We start from the raw sequence: 23,352 nt of genomic DNA, 5'->3' as shown, positions 1-23,352 counted from the left end.
CGCCGGGGCGCGGGGCTACAGCTCCGGCGGCGGCGGGGCCGGGTGGTCGGCGTCCGGCGGGCCCCAGGGGAGGCCGTAGCGCTCGCAGGCCCGGCGCAGCTCGTCCAGGTCGGGCGGGAACGTGACCTGGCGCAGGACGCGTCCCGTCGGGCCCCACACGACCAGCCGCGGCATCCGTTCGGCGGACTCGTCGATGCCGACGCCGCCGACCCGGTCGCGGCCGAGGTCCCACTCCACGCGCCCGCGCCGCGTCACGACCGCCAGCCCGGCGGACGACACGCGGAGCTGGGCGCGGTTGCGGTCGTACAGCCAGTAGCCGCCGAGCCCGACCACGATCCCGGCGGGCACCGACCAGCCCGCCGTCGCGACGAACCCGCCGAGGTCCGGGCCCAGCCACACGGCCCCGACGAGCGCCACCACCTCGCACAGCAGCAGGCTCATCCCGTACGTGCCGAGCCGTGACCTGCGGGTCGCGTCGAGCAGCACGCCCGGCGCGGTGACCGGCCCCGGCGGCGCGGTCACGGCGAACGCCAGGTCGCCCTCCAGGGCGGGGGCCTCGGCCGTCTCGGCCACCGTCGCCTCCGTCCGCGTCCCCGCGGCGGGCGCCGGGGCCGCGGCCACCGGCTCGGACTCCTGAGCGGCCGGGGCGGGTTCGGGCTGGGGCGCCGACAGCGTGGACACGGCCGAGTGGAACGCGGCGCTGAGATAGGCGTCGTACTCGGCGTCGGTCACCGGGAGCCCGGCGCGGCGCGCGGCCTCCCGCAGGTCGGTGCGCGAGATCCGCAGCGCCGACAGCGGCGCGGCGAAGAACTCGTCGCCGTCGGAGTCGTACAGCCGCACCCAGGCGTGCCCGGCGATGGTCAGCAGCTCGATGCCGCCGAGCCGGTCCTCGGGCATCCGCAGCACGACGTCGCCCGCCGCGTCGGCCCAGCCGAGCCCGCCCTCGGCGACGACGAGCCGCCCGCCGGGCACCTGCGCGAAGATCTCCGGCAGCCCCTCCAGGCCGTACTCGGGCGTACGGGGCGCGCGCCGCCCCGGCGTGATCACCCGGTAGCCGTGGTCGTGCAGCGCGTGCGTGAGCTGGAACGCGTCGAGGCCGTGCGCGGGCAGCCGGGCGACGAGCCGCAGCGCGTGGTCGAACGCGAGGGCGGCGAGGTCGGCGCGGCGCGGCTCGCCGGTCAGCGGGTCGAGCCGCAGCCCGGGGCCGACGACGACCGCCGCGATCCGTTCCGCCGGGACCTCCTGGACGTCGCGCCGCCCGGGACGGCCGCGCACCACGAGCCGTTCGGCGGTGATCGTCCAGCTCGCGCGGGCCGAGCGCAGCAGCCGGCGGCGCGCGGCGAGGACGCCGGTGATCGCGGCGAGCGCCCAGCAGCCCGCGGCCAGCCGGGCGCCGAACCCGCCCGCGCCCTCCACCGCGATCCGGACGATCATCACGGCGGCGAGCAGCGCGGTGAGCGCGCCGAGCGCGGCGATCCGGCGGCGGCTCGGCAGCGGCGCGGGCGACCGCAGCCGCGCCTCGTCCGCCCCCGGCGTGCCGGGCGCGGGCGCGTCGCGGGGCGGTTCGTGCGCGGCGGCGAGCAGCTCGGCCTCCTGGTCGAGCAGGCGGCGCTCGGCGGCGGCGTCGCGGGGCAGCGGCCCGCCGGGACCGGACGCGTCGCCGCCTTCGCCGGACGCGTCGCCGCCCGGTCCTGGCACCGGCGCCGCGTCGTCCAGCGCCGGGTCGAGCAGGTCGGACGCCTCGCCGTCGAGCACGTGCACCGGGATGCCGAGGCCGCGGGCCGTCACGAACAGCGCGAGCGGCTCCATCCCCATCGACGGCAGCGAGCCGACCGCCGTACGGCCGAACCGGTGGAACACCGTCAGCACGCCGTCGCCGCTCGTCAGCGCCAGCCCGTCGATCCGGGACCGCTCGTAGCGGACGACGCTCAGCCCGCCGGGGCCGATCCGCTCCAGGCCCGCGGCCGACAGCCGCCAGAACGGGCGCGGCGCCCGGCGGCGCGCCTCGGGCGCCGCGCCGAGCAGCCAGGGGAACGCCGCGACCGCCGCGATCAGCGCCGCCCACAGCCAGACCGGGCGGATCGGCAGCAGCGCGAGACCCACCGCCAGCAGGGCGAACGGGCCCACGGCGATCGGGCGCCAACGGCCCCCTCGGCTCCGCAGGCCCTCCAGCTCATGCTCCACAGTCCGCATCCTCTCGCGGGTCCCCGCGGGCCCGTCGACTCCTTCCGTCAGACGATCCGTGCCCGTCACCGTGTTCCATCGTGCCGGTCAGGTGGGCGCGCCCGTCACGAGCGCCGCCTCCGGACGAGCCCGTACCCGACGACCGCGGCGATCGCGAGCACGAGGAACAGCCCGGCCCGCGTCTCGGTCGCGTCGCGGTGCCCCGGTCGGCGTCGTCCTTGCCCTTCGCCGCCGCCGGGGTCGAGGTCGGCGTCGGCCGCGCGTCGTCCGGCAGCGCCACCTTGTAGACCGGCTGGCCCGAGCCCTCCGACCCCGCCAGCAGCGACCGGCCGTCCGCCGTGTAGGCGATCGACTCGCCCTGCTCCTGCATCGGCAGCGACACCGACCGCAGCGACTTGCCCGGACGGCCGTCGGCGTTCACCGAGTAGACGCGAGCGCCGAAGTAGGTGCGGATCACGTAGCTGCGGCCGTCCGGGGCGAACGCGCCGTCGGTCGCGATCGCCGGGGCGTCGCCGACCTTGCGCATCCGGTTGAAGCCCTGCGCCCGCAGCCGCTTCGGCGCCTCGTACAGGGCGCCGGAGAACAGCTTGCTCGCGATGTAGAGCCGGTTGGTCCGCGGGTTGATCATCATGGTCTCGGCGTTGCGCGGCCCGTCCTCGTATTTGATCTTGAACGCGGTCGCCCGCAGCGTCTGGCTCCGCATCCGCTCCGGCTCGGGGATCCGGTAGACGGTCACGTACGGCCAGGCCCCGCCGAGGTTGTCGCCGATGTCGGCCACGTAGATCGCGGGACGGCCCCGTTCGTCGGCGCCGACCGCCATGGCCTCCCAGTCGCGCGCCCGCGCCCCCGCGAACGTCAGCACCGCCCGCGTCGTCCCGTCCGGCCCGAGGGCGAAGACCTGCGCGACCCCGCCGGAGTCGTTGTGCGTGTAGGTGATCCCGGGGTGCTTCCTGCTCACCGCGAGCCCGCTGGACTCGGTGATCCGCGGATCAGTGATCGTGAACGCCACGTTCCGGTCGGCCGCGCCCGCTCCGTCCGCCGCGTCCGCCGAGGCGGCCGGAGCGCCGCCGAGCAGCACCGAAGGCCCGGCCGCGGCGCAGGCCGCGACGGCGGCGGCCGCGCGGCGCGCGCCGCGCGGCCGGGACGAACGCGATGGCATGCCCCGATCATCCCCGTTCCGGCGTCCGAACGATCACGCCCCCCGCACCGGCCTCCGGACGCCCCCTCCGGCGGGATGCGGCCGCGGTCAATTCAGCAGCGCACCGATGACCACGGCCAGGACGAGCGCGGTCAGCACGGTGGGAAGCAGCCATTGGGGCGCGCGATTCACGCTCTGAGCTTATTCGTCCGGACGAGCCACTCGAACCGGGCACCCGCCTTCGCCATCGCGCTCGACGCGGGATGAGCGGACTAGGGCGCGGCGCCGGGGCGGGCCCGTAGGACGATCCGCGTCGCGGCCAGGGTCGTGGCGGAGGTCAGGGCCGCGGCGGCGGCTACCACCGCGGCGAGGATCCAAGGGGAGCCGCCCGGCAGCGCGGAGCCCAGCACGCTCAGGCTCATCGGGACGAGGGTCAGGGCGGCGACCAGGAGGCCGAGGGTGGTTCCGGCGGCGGCGACCAGGCCCGCCTCCACCGCCATCATCCGCAGCACCTGGCGGCGGGTGGCTCCGACCAGGCGCATCAGGCCGAACTCGCGGCGGCGTTCGGCGGTGGCCAGGGCCTGGGTGTTGACCAGGGAGATCACCGCGTAGCCGACGACGACGGCGAGCACGAGCCAGGCCATGGTCGCCTGGGTGCGGTCCTGGTCCTGCTGAGCGGCGGCCAGGCCGTCGCGGTCGGTGACGCGGAGGGCGGGATGCCCGGTGGCGGTCAGGGCGGCGGCCAGTTCGGCGCGGTCCGCGCCGGGCGCGGTGCTGATGAGGATCCGCGGCACGAGGCCGTTGCCGGTGTGCGGGGCGAGCAGCGCGGCGGGAACGAGCGCCGTCTCGTAGCCGCGCCGGGCCCCGACGGTGGCGACGAGCTTCAGCCGGGTCTGCGTGCCGTCCCCCAGCCGCATCGGGATCGTGTCGCCGAGCCGGTGGCCGGCGGCGTAGCGGGTGGGCAGCGCGACGGTGTCGCCGTGCAGCGCCGTCAGGGTGCCGGTGGCTGCGCGGAAGGCCGTCGTCCGATCGGCTCCCTGCGGGGTGATGCCCTGAAGAGCGAGTTCGGTGGGCTGCGGGCCCGCCGACTCCTCGCCGTCGGACGGGGCGAGCGGAACGGCGGGTTCGATGAAGCCGCGGCTCGGGACCTGTGCGGTCGCGGCGGTGACGCCGGGCGTCCTGCGGACGTCGTCCACCGCGTCGAGGGGCAGGCCCCCGGCGGCGGAGGTGAGGACGAGATCGGCGCGCTGGGCCTCCTCGAAGGCTTGCCGGGCCCCGTCGGACTGGGTGGTCTGGAGGTAGGTCAGGCTGAGGGCCAGCCCGGTCGCGAGCATGACGGGCATGACCGCGGCGGTCAGCCGGGCCGTCCGAGCGCGGGCGTTGCCGACGGCGAGCTCGCCGGACAGCCCGGACAGCGCCCGGACGGGGCGGGCGAGCCCGGCGGTGATGGCGCGCGAGAGCACGGGCCCGAGCAGTCCGAAGGCGATCGTCCACACCAGTGCGGCCGGGGTCGCGACGCCGCCCGCGTCGGGCGCGTCGGAGCCGATGGTCCCGAACGCCAGCGCGGTGCCCCCGCCCAGGCACAGCACCCCGAGGGCGAGGCGGACGCGGCTGAACCAGCGGCGTTGCAGGGCGGCCTCGGCGAGCGCCTCGGCGGGGCGGGTGCGGGCGGCGGTGTGCGCGGCCACCAGCGCGGCGCCCAGCGCGGCGGCGAGCGCCAGGCCCGCGCCGGCGAGCAGCGGGACCGTCCCGGAGCGGAACGCGACCGTGTCCGGCACCACGCCGCCGTGGACGAAGACCCGCAGCAGCAGGCGGCCGAGCCGGGGAGCGGGGTAGCAGGCCAGGGCGGTGGCGGCCACCGCGAGGATCATCGTCTCGCCGACGATCAGGCGGCGGAGCTGGCCGGGCGTGGCGCCGACCGCGCGCAGCAGCGCGCTCTGGCGCTCCCGCTGCCGGATCGATAGCCCGAGGGTGCCGGCCACCACGAACACCATGGCCATCGCGGCGAGGCTGCCGAACGCGGCGGCGAGCGGGATCAGGTCGCCGGTGTCGGCGAGGACTCCGGGATCCTCGGCGCGTCCCCGGTCGTCCCCGGTCAGCACCGCGGGCCCCGTACCGGCGGCGGCCCGTACGGCCCGGGCGACCTGCGCGGTGCTCGCGCCGGGCGCGAGGAGCACGCCGACCGAGTCGATCTTTCCGGGACGGCCGGCGAGGCGGCCCGCCTCGGCGTCGGCGACGAAGACATCGCCGGTCCCGGCGGTCAGCCCGGAGATCTCGAACCGTTCGGCGGCGCCGTGCACCAGCAGCCGGACGTGGCCGCCGGTCCGCAGTCCGGCCCGTTCGGCGAGGTCCGCGCCGAGGACGACGCGGCCGGGCCCGGAGGGGGCGGTGCCCTGGACGAGCCGGTGCGGGGCGAGCCGGGCCGAGGACCAGTTGTGCCCGGTGACCTGCCCGCCTACGGTCAGCGTGGCCGGGAACGAGACGTCGGGCACCGCGGCGGCGACGCCGGGGACCGTCGCGATGCTGGTCGCCAGCGCCGCGTCCAGGTGGACGCGCTCGGGGAACACCAGTTCCCGCACGGTGTCCTGGTAGCGCTGGTCGCCGGTGACCACGATCGGCGCGGCGGCCAGCCGCCGCGGCGGGGCGTCGGCGCGGATACCGGTCTCCAGCAGCCCGCCGCAGCCGACCACGATGAGCGCGCCGAGGAACAGCGCGGCGAAGGACGCGAGGAAGCCGCCCTTGTGGAAGCGCAGGGTGCGCAGCGCGATCCCGATCACCGGTTCGCCCCGTTCGCCCCGGCGGCGCCGAGGCGCGTCATGCGCTCGGCGACCCGCTCCACGCTCGGCCGGAGGATCTCGCCGTCAACGCGTCCGTCGGCCAGGAACAGCACGCGGTCGGCGTGCGCGGCGGCGACCGGGTCGTGGGTGACCATCACCACCGTCTGCCCCGCCCCTTCGACGGCCTCACGCAGCAGCGCGAGCACCTCGCGGGCGGTCGCGGTGTCCAGCGCGCCGGTCGGCTCGTCCCCGAAGATCACCGCCGGGCGGGTGATGAGCGCCCGCGCGATGGCGACGCGCTGCTGCTGCCCGCCCGACAGCTCGCCCGGACGGCTGCGCAGCCGCCCGCCGAGCCCGACACGCTCCAGAACCTCCTCGACCGCCGCCCTGTCCGGACGTCGGCCCGCCAGCCGCAACGGCAGGCCGACGTTGTCCCGCACGGTCAAAGCGGGAAGCAGGTTGAACGACTGGAAGACGAAACCGATCCGTTCGCGGCGGAGCCTGGTCAGCCGGTTCTCGCCGAGCGAGGCGAGCCGCACCCCGTCCAGGACCACCGCCCCCGACGTCGGACGGTCGAGCCCGGCGGCGCACTGCAAGAAGGTGCTCTTACCCGAACCGGACGGCCCCATCACCGCGGTGAACGAGCCTTTCCGCAACCCGACGCTCACGCCGTCGAGCGCGACCACCGCGTTCTTCCCACCGCCGTAGACCTTGCGCACCGACTCCAACCGCACGACCTCGGCAGAGCCGGACTCGGCATCCGCGCCATCACCGAGAAGCGCTTCTCTCATGTCGTTCGTCATGCCGAACATCCTCTTGAGAGGCAGGCCGCGCCCGGCAGGCTCGTTCGGTTGAACCTGCCGTCCACCGATCGGTGGACAAGCCCCCCGGAAGACGCGATGACCACGTCCCCGTCGTCATCGAGATCCCGACCCCGATCGCCCAGCCCGGCCTCGCAGATACCCCGTCCCCAGACGGCGCGCGAGCAGTTCCTCCGCGACACCGGCGGGATCCGGGCCGCCACGCGGCCATGTCTCACCGGCCGCTCCGTAACTCCAGCGCCAGGGCCGCCGCACCCAGCACGCGGTGACGTCCAGCCCGGTCGCCACGGAGCCGGTAGGAGCGGCCACCCAGAGGACGGGAGGAGACTGCCGGTACAGCGGGACCGTCGTCCAGCCCCGCCGTTCCAGCTCGGCCGACAACGCTTCCAGCCGTTGAACGGCCACCATGTGCAGGGAGCGGGCCTCACGCCACCGCACGGCGAGTCGGGACCGCACCAGCCGCGCACCCACTCACACCACCTCCGCGAACACGACCTTGCCGCCCTCGCTCAACGGCCGCGTCCCCCACCGCACGACGAGCGTCGAAAGGATCAACAACCCCCGCCCGCTCTCCTCGGCGGCGTCCGGGCACCCGACGACCGGCTGCCGATCGCTCCGGTCCCACACCTCGATCACCAGCCGCCCGTTGTGGGGATACACCCGTACGACGATCTGATCATTCGGGCGAGATCCATGAATCCAGGCATTCGTCACAAGCTCGGAAACGACCAGTCTGGGCAACTGGTCGTCCACTCCGAGCATTCCTGCGATCTTGCCGGCGAAATCGCGCGCGACTTTGATCGACGCGCCTTCCGGCGGCAGAACGATCGTGTCCATGAGGCACACCCTCCGTTTCCGTCGCTCCCTAGCCGAGAGTGACGGACGGTGCCATGCTGGGGAATGCAAAGCGCCTGCTCATGGAGCAAAGAGGGACCATGCACGGCCGTTCACCGGCCATGGCTGGTCATCACTGGTCATCGGGAGGGAAGCGGTGCCCCAGCCGCCGAAGCAACTCACGCCGAGCAACGGCGCGCTCGACCTATTCGGTTCGGAGGTCCGCCGATATCGGGAACGAGCGTCGCTGAGCATCGCCGCCCTGGCGGAACTCATTCCCTACAGCCCCTCCTTCGTGGGAGCGGTGGAACGCGCCGATTCCGGATGCGAACGCGGGTTCGCCGAGGCCGTGGACGGAGTCCTGGACACGCACGACGCGCTCGTCCACCTCCACGACGGCCTCTTCGGCAAGAAGAGCGGCGCGTTCCCCACATGGTTCGAGAAGTGGCCACGCGTCGAGGAGAAGGCCGGGAAGCTGGTGGTATACCAACCGCTTGTGATCTATGGGCTTCTTCAAACTCCGGAGTACGCGAACGTCGTCCTAGGGGGCGATGTGACGGGCGTAGAGTCACGGATGAAGCGCCAAGCGGTGCTCACCCGGGACGATCCGCCTCCACCACGGCTTGTCTATGTCCTGCCGGAGCACGTCCTCTGGCTGGAGAAGGGCGGGCCGGATGTGATGCGGGCACAGCTCGATCGGCTGGTCGCCGCCGTGGCGTCACGCGCATCCGTGCAGGTCATACCGGCGGGAGTGTCGCACCCTGGAAACGACGGTGCCTTTGTGATCGCGACCGCTCCGGACGGTAGCGAAACAGCCTATGTGGAGACGGCCGCGCGAGGGATTATGCTCGACGCCACGGACGACGTCTCACGATTGAAGGATGTGTTCACAGACATCTGCACGCAAGCTCTGCCGGTCAGCATGAGCATCGACCTCATCGAACGAACGAACGAGGAAAGATGGAAAATTTGAACTGGCGTAAGTCCAGCCGTAGTGGAAGCAACGGCGGAAACTGTATTGAGTTGGCGAGTTCCCTGTGCGGGCGGGTGGCCGTACGTGACAGTAAGGACCCTCAGGGGCCCAAGCTGCTGGTGAGTCGCGCGGCACTTCGTGAGGCCATCCAAGAGACCGGCCGGAAAGGTAGGCGGTGAATGGACGTGGACAAGATCGTATGGCGGAAGTCGTCGCGTAGCGGTTCCAATGGCGGCGCCTGCGTGGAGTTGGCCACCATTGGAGATGTGGTTGCGGTTCGGGACTCCAAGGATCCGGGCGGGCCAATGATCTTGCTTGGTCGTACGGCACTGCGCGAGGCCATCCGGAAGGCGCGGCAGGGAAGCGGTGAACTGTAAATGGACTCGCGCAGAGGCGTGTGGCGGAAGTCGTCGCACAGCGGTTCCAATGGCGGGGACTGTGTTGAGCTGGCCTATGTCCGGGATGCGGTCGCCGTTCGGGACTCGAAGGATCCCGGTGGGCCGGTGCTTCTTGTCCGGCGGGCGGTGCTGCGGGAGGCCCTTCGGAACGCACGTTGAGTCGGTTCGCGGTGCGCAGCGGGGCATCGGCGGGTGCTCGGGTGGATCCGCGGCCGGGTCAGGGCAGGTGCAGGTGCGTTGTTCGTGCTGGGTCGCGGTCGTCGCTTACCAGGAGTAGGAGGGTGGCGCGTTCCTTGCTCAGGGAGCGGGTTTTGTGGGGGACCGTGGCTTTGAAGTAGGCGCTGTCGCCCGCTTGGAGCTGGATGGTTCGCGAGGGGAGGATGAGTTCGGCTTCTCCCTGGTGGACGAAGATGAACTCCTCGCCCGGGTGGTCCCGGAACGGGGACGGGCCCGCGTCGTGCGGGGGGTAGAGCATGAACGGCGCCATTCGTTTGGTGCCGGCCTGTAGCGCTATGGCCTCGTAGCGGGAGCCGGGTTCCTCGGGCGAGGTGAGCACGCGCCGTTCTCCGGCGCGGGTGACGGTGACCTCGGCGAGTTCCTCGGCGTCGGAGAACAGGTTGTCCAGCGGGACGTCCAGGGCCTTGGCGAGCGAGGCGCAGACGGCGATCGAGGGGACGCTCTGGCCGCGTTCGACCTTGGACAGGTAGCTCTTGGTGACGCCCGTGCGCTCCGCCAGCGCCTCCAGGGTCATCAGCCGCTCCTTGCGCAGCTGCCGCACCCGATTGATCACTGATGACTTCCCTTCACGCCCGCGCCCGCCCCGGCGGGGTCCCCAGTATGTCCCGTGCCGGCCCTCCGACCGGCCGGAACCCGCGTGAGCTTTGCCTCGGGCGTCCGCGACGGTCACTCCTCGCCGGGGAGGCGCGGAGCCGGGCCGTCCGGGCTTCGGACCAGCCAGCGGCCGTCGCGCATCAGTTCGCGGTCGGGCAGCTCGTCCGCCTCGCGCCATGCCTGGACGCGGCGCGGCGTGACACGGAACCAGCGGTACGGCTCGGTCGAGGCGCGCGGTTCGAAGCCCGTCCGCTCGGCGAACCGGTCGGCTCGTTCCGGCGGCAGCGCGTCGAGCTCCAGGGGCTGGACGTCTCCGTCGATCATGATGACGTCGCGGGTGGGGCCGAGCGCCAGCCGAACGGTCCGGGTGGCCGCCAGGTTCGTTCCGGTGGGGCTCCCGGCCGGGGTCGCCATCAGCAGCGCTTCGCCGTCCCAGTCGAAGGACAGCGGCACCAGGTACGGCACGCCGTCGGCCGAGGCCGTGGCCACCCAGACGTCGATGTCGTGGGTGAGCCGGTGCTCGGTGTCGCGACGGCGTTGGGCCCGGGAGCGGGGGGCGGCTGAACGAGGCCGGTCGCCGTCGGCCGGTCCGGCCGGTGGCGCGTCCGCGGCGGTCGGCGCGATGCTCTGGGTGGAAGTCATGCTCATTTCCTAGGGTCGTGGGTCGCGTTCTGCCTGGGTACGGCTCGTGCGCCGTGGCCACAGCCTCTCCCGCCGGGGCCGCGGTCCACCTCCGTGCCGGGCACGGAAAGCACCACGCATAATGTGTCGGTGTCCAGCCCAGTGATCTCGGCCCGGGAGGCCGAAGTGCTCGCGCTGCTCGGCGAGCACCTCAGCAACGCGGAGATCGCCGCGCGGCTGGTCATCTCCGTGCGGACCGTCGAGTCGCACGTCTCATCGCTGCTGCGCAAGCTGCTGCTGCCGGATCGGCGGGCGCTCGCGCGGCACGCGGACGAGTTCGCCCGCGCCGCGCGTTCGCGTTCGGCGCCCGCCCTGCCGGTGCCGCTGACGGCGTTCATCGGCCGGACGGACGAGTGCGGGGAGCTGGCCGGGGCGCTGAAGGAGCATCGGCTGGTGACCATGGTCGGCCCGGGTGGCGTGGGCAAGACGCGCATCGCGCTGGCGGTGGCGGAGCGGGTGGCCGGTGACTTCGCCGACGGCGTGTGGTTCGTCGACCTGGTCCCGGTCTCCGAGCCGGAACGGGTCGGAGCGGCGGTCGCGGCGGCCGTGGGCGTGGGCGAGCAGCCCGGGAGCGGCATCGACGACGCGGTGCCGGCCGCGCTCGCGGATCGCCGGGCGCTGCTGGTGCTGGACAACTGCGAGCATGTGCGCGACGGGGTGGCGCCGTTCCTGGAGCGGCTGCTGACGGCCTGCCCGCGGCTGCGGGTACTGGTGACGAGCCGGGCCCGGCTGATGGTCCCGTTCGAGCGGGTCCTGCCCGTCCCGCCGCTGTCGCGGGCCGGGGGCCAGGACTCGGAGGCGGTGGCGTTGTTCATGGACCGGGCGGCGGCGGCGGGTCGGCCGCCGGGTCCCGCCGTGAGCGACGATCTCGTGGCGATCTGCGACCGGCTCGGCGGCATGGCGCTGGCGATCGAACTGGCGGCGGCGCGGTGGTCCACGCTCGGACCCGACGGGCTCGCGGCCGGGCTCACCGATCAGCTGCGGACCCTCACCGGCGGACCCCGCGCCGACGGCAGGCACCGGTCGGTGCGGGCGGTGCTGGACTGGAGCCATGACCTGCTGGAGCCGCAGGACCAGGTGCTGCTGCGGCGGGTGTCGGTGTTCGTCGCGCCGTTCACTCCCGAGGCGGCCGTCGAGGTCGCGGGCGGTGCCCCGCTCGATCCGGCGGCGGTCGTCGACGGCCTCGGCAGGCTCGCCGAGCAGAGCCTGCTCGGCGCGGCCCCGTCGGCGGACGGCACCCGGTACCACGCGCTGGAGACCATCCGCCAGTACGGGACGGAGCGGCTCAACGACGCCGGCGAGCTGACGGGCGTTCGCTCAAGGCACCTGGGCTGGTGCCTGGCCAACGCGTCCGCGCTCAGGGAAGCGCGAGGAACGCATTGGCGCGTCCGGTTCGACGCTGTGGCGGAGGAGATGCGGGCCGCCCTCGCGTGGGCCGCCGACCAGCCGGAGCAGCGTGCGGACGCCTACGAACTCGCCCTGTCGTTGGCCGAGCTGGCCTTCGCCCGCAACCTGCTCGGCGAGGCTCAGCAGCGGTTCGAGCAGGCCGCCCTGCTCGCCGCCGGTGCCGGTGCCGCCGCCGATGCCAGTGCCGCGGCGCTGCGGCAGGCCGCCGCGGTGGCCGGGTGCCGCAGGCTGGGCGACGACATGTTCCGCCTGCTCCGCGCCGCCGCTCAGGCCGCACGCGAGGCCGGAGACACCGCGGGCGCCGGACGCGATCTGGCCGCCGCCGCCACCGCCGCATACCGCTTCTCCACCTCGTTCACGCGGATTCCCCCTGTGGCGGAGACGATCGCCATGCTCGCGCAGGCGCGTGAGCTGTCCGGCGATGCCCCGTCCGCCCGAGCGGCCGTCGCGCTGGCGGAGGCGGCGGTGGTCGGGGACGCGTTCGGCGCGATCCAGGCCGACACCGGCGACACGGCGCAGCAGACCATCGAACGCGCCGAACGGGCGGTCGAGCTCGCCCGGCGGACGGGCGACCCGGTCGCCGAGTCCGCCGCGCTCGACGCGCTGTCAGGCGCTCGGAGCTGGGCCGGTGACGCCTTCGCCACCGCGGCCGCCGCCCGGCGGCGGACCGGCGTCCTGGCCGCGGTCCCGCCCACCCCCGCCGGCACGCACGAGCTGATCGACGCCCTCACCGTCGCCTCCGCGACCGCCCTCGGCGCGGGCGACCTGCCGCAGGCGCGGCGATGGGGCGAACGGCTCGCCGACCACCCGCTGCTGGCCGAGGCGGGCCACCACGCCACGTCCTGGCTCCTGGTCGCGAACGCCTTCGCCGGCGAGTTCGACGAGGTGCTCCCCGCCGGCGAGCGGTTCCTGGACTCGTGGGAGCACAGCGGCCGCCACCGGTCGCTGTCGCTCGGCGCCGCCGCCGCGTCGGTCGCGATGGTCCACGGCCTGCGCGGCGACCACGACAGCCGGAACGCCTGGCTCGCGGTACTCGACCAGGCGGACGCCGTACAGCAGCACAGCCTGGGCTACGGCGCGGTCCTGGACGCCATGGTCCTGCTCCACCACGGGGACACCGGCGCGGCGCTGGAACGCGTCGCGCCCGAGCCGGACCGGGTGTGGAAGTGGGTGTGCTGGGTCTGGCTGCACTGGTACGTGGCCATCAGGGCGGAGGCGTCGGTGCTCGCCGGGCACCCCGACGCCCGGGACCGGATCGGCGCCGCACGGGCCGCGACCGCCGGGAACCCGGTCGCCTCCGCCCAGCTGGACCGCGCGGAGGCGCTGCTCGACGGCGACCTGCCACGGCAGCTCGCCGCCGCGGCGGCGTTCGAGGCGGCCGGCTGCCGCTACCAGGCGGCGCGCACGCTGGTGCTGGCCGGGGGCGAGCACGCCGCCGCCGGCGCGGCCGCGCTCACCGCCCTCGGCGTCGCGGTCCCGGCCGTCCGGTGACCGCGCCACCAGGCGTCCGCCGCGGTGGGCGGCGCGGGCCGGGCGTCGGTCCCGCCCCGCCGTCCTGGCGTCCCGGGCCGTTCCCCCGGGCGCCTCAGCCCACCGCCCGCTTCACCAGCGCGGCGATCCGCGCCTCCACCTCGGCCGTCACCTCGGTCAGGGCGAAACCGGTCGCCCACATCGCGCCCTCGTCCAGCTTCGCCAGGTCGTTGAACCCCAGCGTCGCGTAGCGCGCCTTGAACTTCGCCGCGCTCTGGAAGAAGCAGACGACCTTCCCGTCCAGCGCGTAGGCGGGCATCCCGTACCAGAGCTTCGGCGCGAGGACCGGAGCGTTGGCCGTGATCACGGCATGGACGCGTTCGGCCATGGCCCGGTCCGAGTCCCGCATCTCGGCGATCTTCGCGAGCACGTCCCGCTCGGCCTCCGCCGCCTTGTCCGCCTGCGAGCCGGCACGCGCCGCCTTCTTCCGCTCCCGGGCGTGCTCCTTCATCGCGGCCCGCTCCTCGGCCGTGAAACCCTCGTACGTGCTGCTTCCAGTGCCCGCCATCGTCACTCCCTCTAGTCGTGGGCGGCGATCGGCCCGATGGTCGCGGTGGTTCCCGCCGGGGCCGAACGCCGTGTGCCACAGCCTCCCCCAGCAGCGGTACGGCCCGCCTCCGTGCTCACCACGGAAACCACCACCGACCGGCACGGTCTCGCCGGGCCGCGACCCGGAGGCTCACAGCCCGCCCACCGCCCCTTGCGTGATGACACAAAGTTTCCTAAAGTCAACGTTGTTTCCTCGCGGTGCCGCCGAAGGCGCCCGGAGAGAGGGACGGCCGCCAGGCCGGGCCTCGGAAGTGGAGCGGGAATGGCCGACACACTGAACGACCCGAAGGACGTCCTCGTCGATCGCGCCGCGCGGCAGATGAGCGACCACTTCGCCGACTCGACGCTGTCCACGCGGCAGAAGCTCGCCCTGACCTGCCGCATCGCGTTCGACGGCGGGCACGACTCCGGGCTCGCCGGGCAGATCAGCGCGCGGGGCCGGGAGCCCGGCACCTACTACACCCAGCGCCTCGGCCTCGGTTTCGACGAGATCACCGAGGACAACCTCCTGCTGGTGGACGAGGATCTCCAGGTCCTGGAGGGGGAGGGCATGGCCAACCCCGCCAACCGGTTCCACTCCTGGATCTACCGGGTCCGCGAGGACGTGAACTGCATCGTCCACACGCACTCGCTGCACACGGCGGCGCTCGCGATGCTGGAGGTGCCCCTCGTGGTCTCCCAGATGGACACCACGCCCCTGTACGACGACTGCGCGTTCCTCAAGGACTGGCCGGGCGTACCGGTGGGCAACGAGGAGGGCGAGATCATCTCCGCGGCGCTCGGCGACAAGCGCGCCATCCTGCTGGCCCACCACGGCCAGCTCGTCACCGGGGCCACCGTCGAGGAGGCGTGCAACCTGGCGGTGCTCATCGAACGCGCCGCGCGCCTCCAGCTCCTCGCCATGGCGGCGGGGACGGTCCAGCCGCTCGACCCGGCGCTCGCCCGCGAGGCCCACGACTGGACGTCCACCGACCGGCGCAGCAAGGCCAACTTCGCCTACTACGCGCGCCGGGCGCTGCGCAACCACCCCGACTGCGTCACGGGCAAGGTGGAACTCTGATGGCGAACCCGCCCCTGAAAGGCGTCATCGCCTACCCCGTCACCCCTTTCGAGCCCGGCACCGGCGAAGTCGACCAGGCCGCGCTGCGCAGGCTGACCGGCGAACTGGTCGACGCCGGAAGCCACGGCATCGCCCCGCTCGGCAGTACGGGCGAGAGCGCCTATCTCCGGGACGACGAGTGGGAGACGGTCTGCGCGACCACCCTGGAGGCCGTCGCGGGACGGGTCCCCACCCTGGTCGGCGTGTCGCACTGGAGCACGGAGGGAACGGTCCGCCGCGCCCGCGCGGCCGCCCGCCACGGAGCCACCGCGATCATGGTGCTTCCGCAGGTGTACTGGAAGCTGACCGAGCCGGAGCTCTTCCAGCACTTCGCCGCGGTCGCGGCGGCGACCGACCTCCCCGTGATGCTCTACAACAACCCGGGCACGAGCGGGATCGACCTGCCGCCGGAGACGGTGGCCGCGCTCGCACGCGAGATCCCCACCATCACCATGGTGAAGGAGAGCTCCGGCGACGCCGCCCGCTTCGGGGCCATCCGCGAGCTGTCCGGCGGGGCGCTGTCGGTCTACAACGGGAGCAACCCGCTCGCCCTGGAGGCCCTGCGGTCGGGCGCGGCCGGCTGGTGCACGGCGGCGCCGTGCCTGGTCCCGCGGTGGTGCCTGGAGCTGTACGCGGCGGCGGACGAGCGCGGGCAACGGGCCGATGCCGTCCTGGCGGAGCTGCTGCCGTTCCTGAGGTTCATCGTCCGCCACGGGCTGCCGCGGACGATCAAGGCCGGGCTGGAGCTCCAGGACCGGAAGGCCGGCGTCCCGCGGGCGCCCCTGCTGCCGCTGCCGGGCAAGGAGGTGGACGAGCTACGGGCCCTGCTCGTACGGCTCGACTCCCACCCGCTCCTGGACGGGGCCGCAGCGGGACCCGCCGTCTGAGCCCGCGCCGTTCGCCCGAACGGCACCGGCCGAGGCCCCGAACGCCCCGCACGCGGACGGACGGACCGTCCCCGTGCAGGGCGGCCGGGCGGCGCCCGAGCCGGACGGCGATGACCCCGAACCGGATGTCCGTGATCTGCGTCTCACCCTTCATGTGCGGATTGTTCGGGCTGCTCCGCTCGCCCCGCGCCGACCACCCGGGCCGGGCGTCGGACGCGTTCGTCGCGCTGGGCACGCTCGCCGAGGAACGCGGGAGCGACTCGGCGGGCGTCGCGTTCCTCACCGGCCACCCCGCCGCGACCGGCGGCCCGCCCCGCCGCCCGGAGGGCCATCGGGACGAACGCCGCTCCGACCTCGCCCACGACGGCTGCCGCGTGGTCAAGGGCCGGGGCCGCTTCACCTCCATCTGGAGGCCCGACCTGCTGGACGACCTGGACCGTTCGCCCGTCGTCCTCGGCCACACCCGCTGGGCCACGCAGGGCTCCCCGTTCGAGCTGGACAACGCTAGCCCGCTCGTCATCGAGGCCGCCGCCGCCGGAACCAGCGGGAACGCCGCCCCGGCGGGCATCGTCGCCACCCACAACGGCGATATCGAGGCCGGGCTGCTCCGCGCCCGCTACGCGCTGCCCGACGCGACCGGGACGACCGACAGCGAGCCGCTGTTCCAGCTTCTCGCGGGCTGCCCCAGCCCGTCCGAGGTGGCGGACGCGCTCGGCACGATCGTCGGCCGCGCCGCGCTCGCCTGGGTCCGCCGCGACCGCCCCCACCGCGTCCACCTGGCCCGCGCCGCCCTCAGCCCGCTCGCGGTGGCCGCCGACACCGACCACAACCTGTACTGGGCGTCCAACCCGCGCTGGTTCCGCGACGTCCAGCGGCACACGAGCGTGCGGTTCGCGACCGTGGTCATGCTGCGCGAGGGCACGTACCTGCGCGTCGGCGCGACGAGCCGGCATCCGGCCGTCCTCTCCGGCGGGACGTTCGTCCCCACCGCCCGCGCCTGGGACCTCGACGACCGCGTCTGGACGGGTTTCACCCCCGAAGACGCCGAACGCGACCGCGCCGCCCTGCGCCACCGCGTAGCGAAGGCAGGACTGGCGACGGTCGCGTAACGGCGCCCGACAAAGGGGCGGAACGACTAGAGCCGTTCGACCACGTGGTCGACGCAGGCCGTGAGGGCCTCCACGTCGGCCGGGTCGATCGCCGGGAACATGCCGATCCGGAGCTGGTTGCGGCCGAGCTTGCGGTACGGCTCGGTGTCGACGATCCCGTTGGCCCGCAGCACCTTCGCCACGGCCGCGGCGTCCACCTCGTCGGCGAAGTCGATCGTGCCGACGACCTGCGAGCGCTGCGCCGGGTCCGCCACGAACGGCGAGGTGTAGGAGGTCTTCTCCGCCCACGTGTAGAGCCGCTGCGACGAGTCGGCCGTACGGGACGTGGTCCAGGCCAGGCCGCCCTGCTCGTTCATCCACTCGATCTGCTCGGCGAGCAGCATCAGCGTCGCGACGGCGGGCGTGTTGTAGGTCTGGTCCTTGGCGGAGTTGTCGACCACGGTCTTCAGGTTGAAGAACTCCGGGACGTACCGGTCGGACGAGGCGATCTCCTCGATCCGCTCCAGCGCGGCGGGCGAGGCCAGCGCCAGCCACAGGCCGCCGTCGGCGGCGAAGCACTTCTGCGGCGCGAAGTAGTAGACGTCGGTCTCGGACACGTCCACGGGCAGGCCGCCCGCGCCGGACGTCGCGTCCACCAGCACGAGCGACTCGGCGGCGGACGTGCCCTCGGGGCGCTTGATCGGCATCGCCACGCCGGTCGAGGTCTCGTTGTGCGTCAGGGCGTACACGTCGATGCCCGCCTCGGCGGACGCGGCGGGGTGCGCGCCCGGGTCGGCGGAGATCACCGACGGGTCCTCCAGCCACGGCGCGCCCTTGGTGACCTTGGCGAACTTGCTGGAGAACTCGCCGAACGCCAGGTGCTGGGACCTGGAGCGGACGAGGCCGAACGCGGCGGCGTCCCAGAACGCGGTGGTGCCGCCGTTGCTGAGCAGGACCCGGTAGCCGTCGGGCAGCGAGAAGAGCTGCGACAGGCCGTCGCGGACGCGGCCCACGAGGGACTTGACCGGCTTCTGCCGGTGCGAGGTCCCGAAGTAGGCCGGGCCGGACTCGGCGAGCGCGGCGAGCTGCTCGGGCCGGACCTTGGACGGACCGCACCCGAAGCGGCCGTCGGAGGGCTTGAGGTCGGCGGGAATGACGATGGCTGGATTCGCGCTTTCGGTCACTCGCAGCAGGCTACTTGACGTGCCCCGAAGATCGTGAACGGGTTCACATGGCGAGACGGCGTCAGTCCCGGCGGCGCGCGCGGCGGCGCAGAGCCCAGCTGACCAGCGCGATCAGGGCCAGGGTGCAGAGCGCGGCGTTGACGGCGGGCGGGTAGAGCCAGTCGTCGCCCTTGGAGCGGGCCTCGACCGCCGTGCGCGCGGAGTCGTACGCGAGGAACGCCAGGAGCGCGGCGGCGAGGACGGCGGCGACCCGGCCGGAGACCGCGTTGTGGCGCCTGCGGCGCTCCTCGCGCTCGGCCTCGTAGCGGCGCAGCTCCTCGGCCGCGTCGCCCGCCGGCTCCTCGGTCTTCGCCCTGGTGGCGCCCGGGGGCGGCGCCGCGGGTCCGATGTCCCCTTCGAGAGGCTCGTCCATGTCCCGGGTCACGGCACCCATGATGGCACCCGTCCTTTTCCGCCGTTCGCCGCGCCGGGACATGAGCGCGAACGCGGGGAGCGGCGCGTCCCGTCCCGGAGAACGAACAAGGCCCCGGAGTGACCGGGGCCCTGAGCGCTAGCGGGGGTGGCGCGGCCGCGTGTCAGCCGGCGTGGCGCTTGAGGGCCTCCGCCGCCCCGTTGACGTCCTCGATGGAACGGCTTCCGGGGCCGGTGTAGCGGGCGCTCGGCCGGACGAGGCGGCCGGTGCGCTTCTGCTCCAGGATGTGCGCGGCCCACCCGGCGGTCCGGCCGCAGGTGAACATCGCGGGCATCATGGTGGTCGGGACCTCGGCGAAGTCCAGGATGACCGCGGCCCAGAACTCGACGTTGGTCTCGATCGGACGGTCCGGGCGGCGCTCGCGCAGCTCGGCGAGCGCGGCGTCCTCCAGCGCCTTGGCGGCCTCGAAGCGGGGGGCGTCCAGCTCCTTGGCGGTACGGCGCAGCACGCGGGCGCGCGGGTCCTCGGCGCGGTAGACGCGGTGGCCGAAGCCCATCAGCCGCTCGCCTCCGTCGAGGATGTCGGTGACGACCTTGCGGGCGTCGCCGAGCTGCTCGACCCGTTCGATCATCGGCAGGACGCGGGCCGGGGCGCCGCCGTGGAGCGGTCCCGACATGGCGCCGATCGCGCCCGAGATGCTGGCCGCGACGTCGGCGCCGGTGGAGGCGATCACCCGGGCGGTGAACGTGGAGGCGTTCATCCCGTGCTCGGCGGCCGAGACCCAGTACGCGTCGATGGCCTGGACGTGCTTGGGGTCCGGCTCACCGCGCCATCGGATCATGAACTGCTCGGTGATCGACGCGCCCTCGTCGATCCGGCTCTGCGGCACCATCGGGATCCCGACGCCGCGCGCGGACTGGGCGACGAACGACAGCGCCGTGACGGAGGTGCGGGCGAGGTCGGCGCGGGCCTCGTCGTCGGAGATGTCGAGGAGCGGGCGCATCCCGTAGGCCGGGGCGAGGGTCGGCAGCGCGCTCTGCACGTCCACCCGCACGTCGCCGGAGGTGACCGGCAGCAGGTGCGGTTCGGCCGGGGCGAGGCCGGGGTCGAAGCTGTCGTCGACGAGGAGGCCCCAGGCGTCTCCGAAGGAGACGCGGCCGACGAGCTCCTCGATGTCGACGCCCCGGTACCGGAGGGCGCCGCCCTCTTTGTCCGGTTCGGCGATCTCGGTCTCGAAGGCCACGACCCCCTCAAGGCCGGGTTTGAAGTCGGACATGTCGTCCTGCCTTTCGTCCCCATAGTGATAAGGCGGTGCCGTGCCATTGAACCCTGTCCGCCTTACTGACCAGTACCCAGGTCCCTGTCAGATGCACAGCGCCCAGGTGGGAGGCTCGAACGCTGTGGATTGCGCAACGCCCGACCCCGCTCGGCTCCGGAGATCCTACGAGGACGGCGAATTGACCGAAACGTCCGCTCCGTCCGATCCGCTCGTGCTCTTCTCCGCGTGGTTCGCCGCGGCGGCCGCCGAACTGGCCGAGCCGAACGCGATGATCCTGGCCACCGCGTCCGCCGGCGGGGCGCCCTCCGCCCGCACCGTCCTGCTCAAGGGGTACGGCCCCGACGGCTTCCGCTTCTTCACCAACTTCACCTCCCGCAAGGCCCGTGACCTGGACGAGAACCCGCGCGCCGCGCTCGTGTTCCCCTGGCACCCGATGTACCGCCAGGTACGGATCGAGGGCGCGGTCGAGGGCCTCTCCGAGGAGGAGTCGGCCGCCTACTTCCGCACCCGCCCGTACGGATCGCGGCTCGGCGCCTGGGCCAGCGAGCGCCAGTCGGCGGTGATATCGGGCCGGGCGGAACTGGTCGAACGCTTCGCCGAGCTGTCCAGGCGGTGGCCGAATCCGGCCAACGATGACGAACTGGACATCGTCCCGCTGCCCGGCTTCTGGGGCGGCTACCGGGTCGTCCCTGAAGCGATCGAGTTCTGGCAGGGACGGCGCGACCGCCTGCACGACCGCATCGCCTACGAACGCGGCCCGGGGGCGGGCGCGGAGCATTCCTGGCGAAGGTCCAGACTGTCTCCGTGACCCCGGAACAGCAGCCAACCCCCCACCATGGTCCTGACAGCCCCGCCGATCCGGACCACACCGCCGCTGCCCCGGACCCCGAAGACGACCCCCCTCCCGGCGGGAACGATCCAGAAGACGAGCCCGCCGCCACCACCACGACCTCCACCGCTGCGGAGCGCGGAACGGAGCGGCGGGAGCCGCGGCGCCGGGGAGGGGGCTGCTGCGCCGCGTCGCGATCGACACCAGGCCGCTCGCCCACCCGGCGTACCGGCGGCTCTGGATGGGGCAGGGCGTCTCGTTCGTCGGCTTCCAGGTCACGGCCGTGGCGGTGCCCGTCCAGGTGTACGACATGACGCACTCGTCGTTCTGGGTGGGCGCGCTCGGCGTCGCCAACCTCGTCCCGCTGATCGTCTTCGGGCTCTGGGGCGGGGCGGTCGCCGACCACATGGACCGGCGCCGGCTGCTGTTCGCCTCGTCCTGCGTGACCTGGGCGTCCACCTTCCTGCTGCTGGTCCAGGCGCTGCTCGGGCTGGACAGCCTCGCGCTGATCATGGCGGTGGTGGCGGTGCAGGCGGTCGGCTTCGCGGTGTCCTCGCCGACCCGCAACGCGATCACCCCGCGGCTGGTGGACCGCACGCTCGTCCCGGCGGCCAACACGCTCAACTACACCGTCAGCCAGGTCGGCATGCTCGCCGGGCCGCTGCTGGCCGGCGTCCTGCTCGCCCGCTGGAACTACTCGGTCGCGTACGCGCTGGACGCCGCGCTGTTCACCGTGGGGCTGTACGCCGCGCTGCGCCTGCCGCCCATCCCGCCGCTCGGCGAGCCCGCCGGGGCGCCCGGCGTGCGCGCGGTGTTCGACGGCCTCCGCTACCTGGCCACCCAGCCCGTGCTGATGATGTCGTTCGTCGTGGACATCATCGCGATGGGCGTGGCGATGCCCCGCGCGCTGTTCCCCGAGCTGGCCGACACCACGTTCGGCGGGGAGGGCGCGGTCGGCTGGCTGTTCGCCTCCATCGCCATCGGCGCGTTCGCCGGCGGCCTGCTGTCGGGCTGGATCGGCCGGGTGCACCGGCAGGGCTACGCCCTGGTGGTCTCGATCGTGGTGTGGGGCCTCGCGGTCGCCGCCGCCGGCCTCGCCCACCAGCTCTGGCTGGCGGTCGTGCTGCTCGCCGTCGGCGGCGCCGCCGACCTCGTCTCGGCCGTGTTCCGGCAGACGATCCTCCAGACGTACGCGCCGGACGAGATGCGCGGACGGCTCCAGGGCGTCTTCACGGTCGTCGTGGCGGGCGGGCCCCGCCTCGGCGACCTGCGCGCGGGCGCCACCGCCGCGGTGGCGGGGGCGTCGGTGTCCTGGGTCGGCGGCGGCCTGGCGTGCGCGGTCCTGGTCGTCGTCGCGGCCCTCGCCGTCCCGGCCCTGCTGCGGTACGACACGCGCACCGCCGAGCCGGTGACCGCGGACCCCGTCCCGGCCGACCCGCCGTCCTGATCTTCTGTAATCCGGCTCTCACCAGCCGTGATGCCCGTCCGGACGGGAAGAAGGGGCGGTTGTCCGACGTTGTCCCCAATCCCACCGCCCATGAGACCACCCACCACCATCCACCACCAACAACGCGTCCTGCCGGGCACGCCGGAACGGCTCGCACGGCGGGCGCCGGGGATATTCGCAGGCACCGCCCCCGGACGGTTCCAGCAAGTAGACTCGACGGCACAAGACTGGAGGGAGCTGTGACCTCACACGGCCTGATCGATACCACGGAGATGTACCTCCGGACGGTCTTCGAGCTCGAAGAGGAGGGGATCATCCCCCTCCGCGCGCGCATCGCCGAGCGGCTCTCGCAGAGCGGCCCGACGGTGAGCCAGACGGTGGCGCGCATGGAGCGCGACGGGCTGCTGCGGGTCGAGGGGGACCGGCACCTCGAACTGACCGAGAGCGGCCGCGGCCTCGCGACGCGCGTCATGCGCAAGCACCGCCTCGCCGAATGCCTGCTGGTCAACGTCATCGGACTGCCCTGGGAGGACGTCCACATCGAGGCGTGCCGCTGGGAGCACGTGATGTCCGAGGAGGTCGAGCGCAGGCTGGTGGCCCTGCTCGACAACCCGACCACCTGCCCGCACGGCAACCCGATCCCCGGCCTCGACGAGCTCGGCGGGCACGGCGACGACACCGTGGTGCCGCCCCTGTCGGTGATGACCGCGGTGGCCAGCCCCGGCGGCGCCGGAGCGGTGATCCGGCGCATCAGCGAGCAGGTGCAAAGCGACAGTGACCTGATGCTTAAACTGAAGCAAATCGGGATACAACCGGGACGAGAGGTGACCCTTCGGGCTACGGACGACGGTGTGCGGGTGACGTGTGACGACGAGGCGGACAGCCAGGCGAAGGAGCTGCCGCGGGACATCGCCGAGCACGTTTTCGTCAGCAGGCGCTGACCGGCCCGGCGTGCCTCCCCCGACCCCTCGTCCACGGTCTATACCGAAGATCTCCACATCGGC

General features: G+C 73.6%; 22 protein-coding genes. 11 read left to right on the top strand and 11 right to left on the bottom strand.

The window, feature by feature from the left end; all coding sequences use genetic code 11:
• Nucleotides 1–15: 15 nt before the first annotated feature.
• The 5 genes from GEV43_RS09985 to GEV43_RS09965 all read right to left on the bottom strand — a co-directional run bounded on the left by GEV43_RS09985 (nucleotide 16) and on the right by GEV43_RS09965 (nucleotide 7,757).
• A complete protein-coding gene (locus GEV43_RS09985) occupies nucleotides 16–2,193 on the bottom strand; it encodes a hypothetical protein (protein ID WP_175250015.1) in 2,178 nt (725 codons plus the stop codon).
• Nucleotides 2,174–3,343: a hypothetical protein gene (locus GEV43_RS09980; RefSeq protein WP_175250014.1), complete on the bottom strand. Its 1,170-nt coding sequence runs from the start codon at nucleotides 3,341–3,343 to the stop codon at nucleotides 2,174–2,176. The genes GEV43_RS09985 and GEV43_RS09980 overlap by 20 nt, the downstream gene beginning before the upstream one ends.
• A gap of 251 nt (nucleotides 3,344–3,594) precedes the next feature.
• Complete coding sequence (locus GEV43_RS54725; protein WP_160820436.1) at nucleotides 3,595–6,099, bottom strand: FtsX-like permease family protein; 2,505 nt, start codon at nucleotides 6,097–6,099, stop codon at nucleotides 3,595–3,597.
• Nucleotides 6,096–6,902 carry an ABC transporter ATP-binding protein gene (locus GEV43_RS09970; RefSeq protein WP_302930743.1) on the bottom strand — a complete coding sequence of 269 codons (807 nt, stop codon included), beginning with the start codon at nucleotides 6,900–6,902 and terminating at the stop codon, nucleotides 6,096–6,098. The genes GEV43_RS54725 and GEV43_RS09970 overlap by 4 nt, the downstream gene beginning before the upstream one ends.
• 489 nt (nucleotides 6,903–7,391) lie before the next feature.
• On the bottom strand, nucleotides 7,392–7,757 hold the full coding sequence (locus GEV43_RS09965) for an ATP-binding protein (RefSeq protein WP_160820435.1): 366 nt from the start codon (nucleotides 7,755–7,757) through the stop codon (nucleotides 7,392–7,394).
• 154 nt (nucleotides 7,758–7,911) lie between these two features.
• Here GEV43_RS09965 and GEV43_RS09960 point away from each other — a divergent pair, with 154 nt between their 5' ends.
• The 4 genes from GEV43_RS09960 to GEV43_RS09945 are packed head-to-tail and all read left to right on the top strand — an operon-like array spanning nucleotide 7,912 to nucleotide 9,284.
• Nucleotides 7,912–8,727, top strand: a complete 816-nt coding sequence (locus GEV43_RS09960) for a helix-turn-helix transcriptional regulator (RefSeq protein WP_160820434.1) — start codon at nucleotides 7,912–7,914, stop codon at nucleotides 8,725–8,727.
• Nucleotides 8,715–8,906: a DUF397 domain-containing protein gene (locus GEV43_RS09955; protein ID WP_160820433.1), complete on the top strand. Its 192-nt coding sequence runs from the start codon at nucleotides 8,715–8,717 to the stop codon at nucleotides 8,904–8,906. The genes GEV43_RS09960 and GEV43_RS09955 overlap by 13 nt, the downstream gene beginning before the upstream one ends.
• The gene (locus GEV43_RS09950; protein ID WP_160820432.1) at nucleotides 8,907–9,104 is read left to right on the top strand and encodes a DUF397 domain-containing protein; all 198 of its coding nucleotides are present in this window, start codon (nucleotides 8,907–8,909) and stop codon (nucleotides 9,102–9,104) included.
• Nucleotides 9,105–9,284, top strand: coding sequence for a DUF397 domain-containing protein (locus tag GEV43_RS09945; RefSeq protein ID WP_160820431.1), 180 nt, complete (start codon nucleotides 9,105–9,107; stop codon nucleotides 9,282–9,284). It begins immediately after the preceding gene.
• A gap of 58 nt (nucleotides 9,285–9,342) precedes the next feature.
• On the opposite strand, the gene GEV43_RS09940 is transcribed toward GEV43_RS09945, so the two are convergent.
• Together GEV43_RS09940 and GEV43_RS09935 are read right to left on the bottom strand one after the other, a co-directional pair.
• Nucleotides 9,343–9,915, bottom strand: a complete 573-nt coding sequence (locus GEV43_RS09940) for a helix-turn-helix domain-containing protein (RefSeq protein ID WP_160820430.1) — start codon at nucleotides 9,913–9,915, stop codon at nucleotides 9,343–9,345.
• A 113-nt stretch (nucleotides 9,916–10,028) separates the two neighbouring features.
• On the bottom strand, nucleotides 10,029–10,598 hold the full coding sequence (locus GEV43_RS09935) for a pyridoxamine 5'-phosphate oxidase family protein (RefSeq protein ID WP_160820429.1): 570 nt from the start codon (nucleotides 10,596–10,598) through the stop codon (nucleotides 10,029–10,031).
• A 129-nt stretch (nucleotides 10,599–10,727) separates the two neighbouring features.
• On the opposite strand from GEV43_RS09935, the gene GEV43_RS09930 reads away from it, so the two are divergent.
• Nucleotides 10,728–13,535 (top strand): LuxR C-terminal-related transcriptional regulator, encoded by a 2,808-nt coding sequence (locus tag GEV43_RS09930; RefSeq protein ID WP_160820428.1) that lies wholly within the window; start codon nucleotides 10,728–10,730, stop codon nucleotides 13,533–13,535.
• Nucleotides 13,536–13,629: 94 nt separating this feature from the next.
• Here GEV43_RS09930 and GEV43_RS09925 read toward each other — a convergent pair whose 3' ends face one another.
• The gene (locus GEV43_RS09925) at nucleotides 13,630–14,082 is read right to left on the bottom strand and encodes an iron chaperone (protein ID WP_160820427.1); all 453 of its coding nucleotides are present in this window, start codon (nucleotides 14,080–14,082) and stop codon (nucleotides 13,630–13,632) included.
• 303 nt (nucleotides 14,083–14,385) lie between these two features.
• Here GEV43_RS09925 and GEV43_RS09920 point away from each other — a divergent pair, with 303 nt between their 5' ends.
• From GEV43_RS09920 to GEV43_RS09910, 3 genes are all read left to right on the top strand, one after another.
• Nucleotides 14,386–15,183: an aldolase gene (locus GEV43_RS09920; protein ID WP_160820426.1), complete on the top strand. Its 798-nt coding sequence runs from the start codon at nucleotides 14,386–14,388 to the stop codon at nucleotides 15,181–15,183.
• The gene (locus GEV43_RS09915) at nucleotides 15,183–16,109 is read left to right on the top strand and encodes a dihydrodipicolinate synthase family protein (RefSeq protein ID WP_160820425.1); all 927 of its coding nucleotides are present in this window, start codon (nucleotides 15,183–15,185) and stop codon (nucleotides 16,107–16,109) included. Before GEV43_RS09920 ends, GEV43_RS09915 begins: the two co-directional genes overlap by 1 nt.
• Before the next feature lie 125 nt (nucleotides 16,110–16,234).
• Nucleotides 16,235–17,218, top strand: a complete 984-nt coding sequence (locus GEV43_RS09910) for a hypothetical protein (RefSeq protein ID WP_160820424.1) — start codon at nucleotides 16,235–16,237, stop codon at nucleotides 17,216–17,218.
• Between the two features lie 26 nt (nucleotides 17,219–17,244).
• Here the strand turns inward: GEV43_RS09910 and serC are convergent, their stop codons facing one another.
• From serC to GEV43_RS09895, 3 genes are all read right to left on the bottom strand, one after another.
• Nucleotides 17,245–18,381, bottom strand: a complete 1,137-nt coding sequence (gene serC / locus GEV43_RS09905) for a phosphoserine transaminase (protein ID WP_160820423.1) — start codon at nucleotides 18,379–18,381, stop codon at nucleotides 17,245–17,247.
• Nucleotides 18,382–18,442: 61 nt separating this feature from the next.
• Complete coding sequence (locus GEV43_RS09900) at nucleotides 18,443–18,805, bottom strand: hypothetical protein (RefSeq protein WP_160820422.1); 363 nt, start codon at nucleotides 18,803–18,805, stop codon at nucleotides 18,443–18,445.
• Nucleotides 18,806–18,956: 151 nt separating this feature from the next.
• Nucleotides 18,957–20,069, bottom strand: coding sequence for a citrate synthase 2 (locus GEV43_RS09895; RefSeq protein WP_160820421.1), 1,113 nt, complete (start codon nucleotides 20,067–20,069; stop codon nucleotides 18,957–18,959).
• A gap of 91 nt (nucleotides 20,070–20,160) precedes the next feature.
• Between GEV43_RS09895 and pdxH the strand changes: the two genes are divergently transcribed.
• The 3 genes from pdxH to GEV43_RS09880 all read left to right on the top strand — a co-directional run bounded on the left by pdxH (nucleotide 20,161) and on the right by GEV43_RS09880 (nucleotide 23,289).
• Nucleotides 20,161–20,880: a pyridoxamine 5'-phosphate oxidase gene (pdxH, locus tag GEV43_RS09890; protein ID WP_160820420.1), complete on the top strand. Its 720-nt coding sequence runs from the start codon at nucleotides 20,161–20,163 to the stop codon at nucleotides 20,878–20,880.
• 199 nt (nucleotides 20,881–21,079) lie between these two features.
• Nucleotides 21,080–22,348, top strand: a complete 1,269-nt coding sequence (locus GEV43_RS09885) for an MFS transporter (RefSeq protein WP_302931194.1) — start codon at nucleotides 21,080–21,082, stop codon at nucleotides 22,346–22,348.
• 239 nt (nucleotides 22,349–22,587) lie between these two features.
• The gene (locus tag GEV43_RS09880) at nucleotides 22,588–23,289 is read left to right on the top strand and encodes a metal-dependent transcriptional regulator (RefSeq protein WP_160820418.1); all 702 of its coding nucleotides are present in this window, start codon (nucleotides 22,588–22,590) and stop codon (nucleotides 23,287–23,289) included.
• The last annotated feature ends 63 nt before the right edge of the window (nucleotides 23,290–23,352 follow it).

Source organism: Actinomadura sp. J1-007 (genome assembly GCF_009793335.1).
GTDB classification, from domain to species: domain Bacteria; phylum Actinomycetota; class Actinomycetes; order Streptosporangiales; family Streptosporangiaceae; genus Spirillospora; species Spirillospora yumaensis.
The sequence above is the reverse complement of the archived record's forward strand: the minus strand, read 5'-3'. Positions and strand labels throughout refer to the sequence as shown.

Coding starts and splice junctions, on each gene's coding strand:
- GEV43_RS09985 (WP_175250015.1), bottom strand. CDS start 2,193: ATGCGGACTGTGGAGCATGAGCTGGAGGGCCTGCGGAGCCGAGGGGGC.
- GEV43_RS09980 (WP_175250014.1), bottom strand. CDS start 3,343: ATGCCATCGCGTTCGTCCCGGCCGCGCGGCGCGCGCCGCGCGGCCGCC.
- GEV43_RS09970 (WP_302930743.1), bottom strand. CDS start 6,902: ATGACGAACGACATGAGAGAAGCGCTTCTCGGTGATGGCGCGGATGCC.
- GEV43_RS09965 (WP_160820435.1), bottom strand. CDS start 7,757: ATGGACACGATCGTTCTGCCGCCGGAAGGCGCGTCGATCAAAGTCGCG.
- GEV43_RS09955 (WP_160820433.1), top strand. CDS start 8,715: ATGGAAAATTTGAACTGGCGTAAGTCCAGCCGTAGTGGAAGCAACGGC.
- GEV43_RS09950 (WP_160820432.1), top strand. CDS start 8,907: ATGGACGTGGACAAGATCGTATGGCGGAAGTCGTCGCGTAGCGGTTCC.
- GEV43_RS09945 (WP_160820431.1), top strand. CDS start 9,105: ATGGACTCGCGCAGAGGCGTGTGGCGGAAGTCGTCGCACAGCGGTTCC.
- GEV43_RS09935 (WP_160820429.1), bottom strand. CDS start 10,598: ATGACTTCCACCCAGAGCATCGCGCCGACCGCCGCGGACGCGCCACCG.
- GEV43_RS09925 (WP_160820427.1), bottom strand. CDS start 14,082: ATGGCGGGCACTGGAAGCAGCACGTACGAGGGTTTCACGGCCGAGGAG.
- GEV43_RS09920 (WP_160820426.1), top strand. CDS start 14,386: ATGGCCGACACACTGAACGACCCGAAGGACGTCCTCGTCGATCGCGCC.
- GEV43_RS09915 (WP_160820425.1), top strand. CDS start 15,183: ATGGCGAACCCGCCCCTGAAAGGCGTCATCGCCTACCCCGTCACCCCT.
- GEV43_RS09910 (WP_160820424.1), top strand. CDS start 16,235: ATGTCCGTGATCTGCGTCTCACCCTTCATGTGCGGATTGTTCGGGCTG.
- GEV43_RS09895 (WP_160820421.1), bottom strand. CDS start 20,069: ATGTCCGACTTCAAACCCGGCCTTGAGGGGGTCGTGGCCTTCGAGACC.
- pdxH (WP_160820420.1), top strand. CDS start 20,161: ATGCACAGCGCCCAGGTGGGAGGCTCGAACGCTGTGGATTGCGCAACG.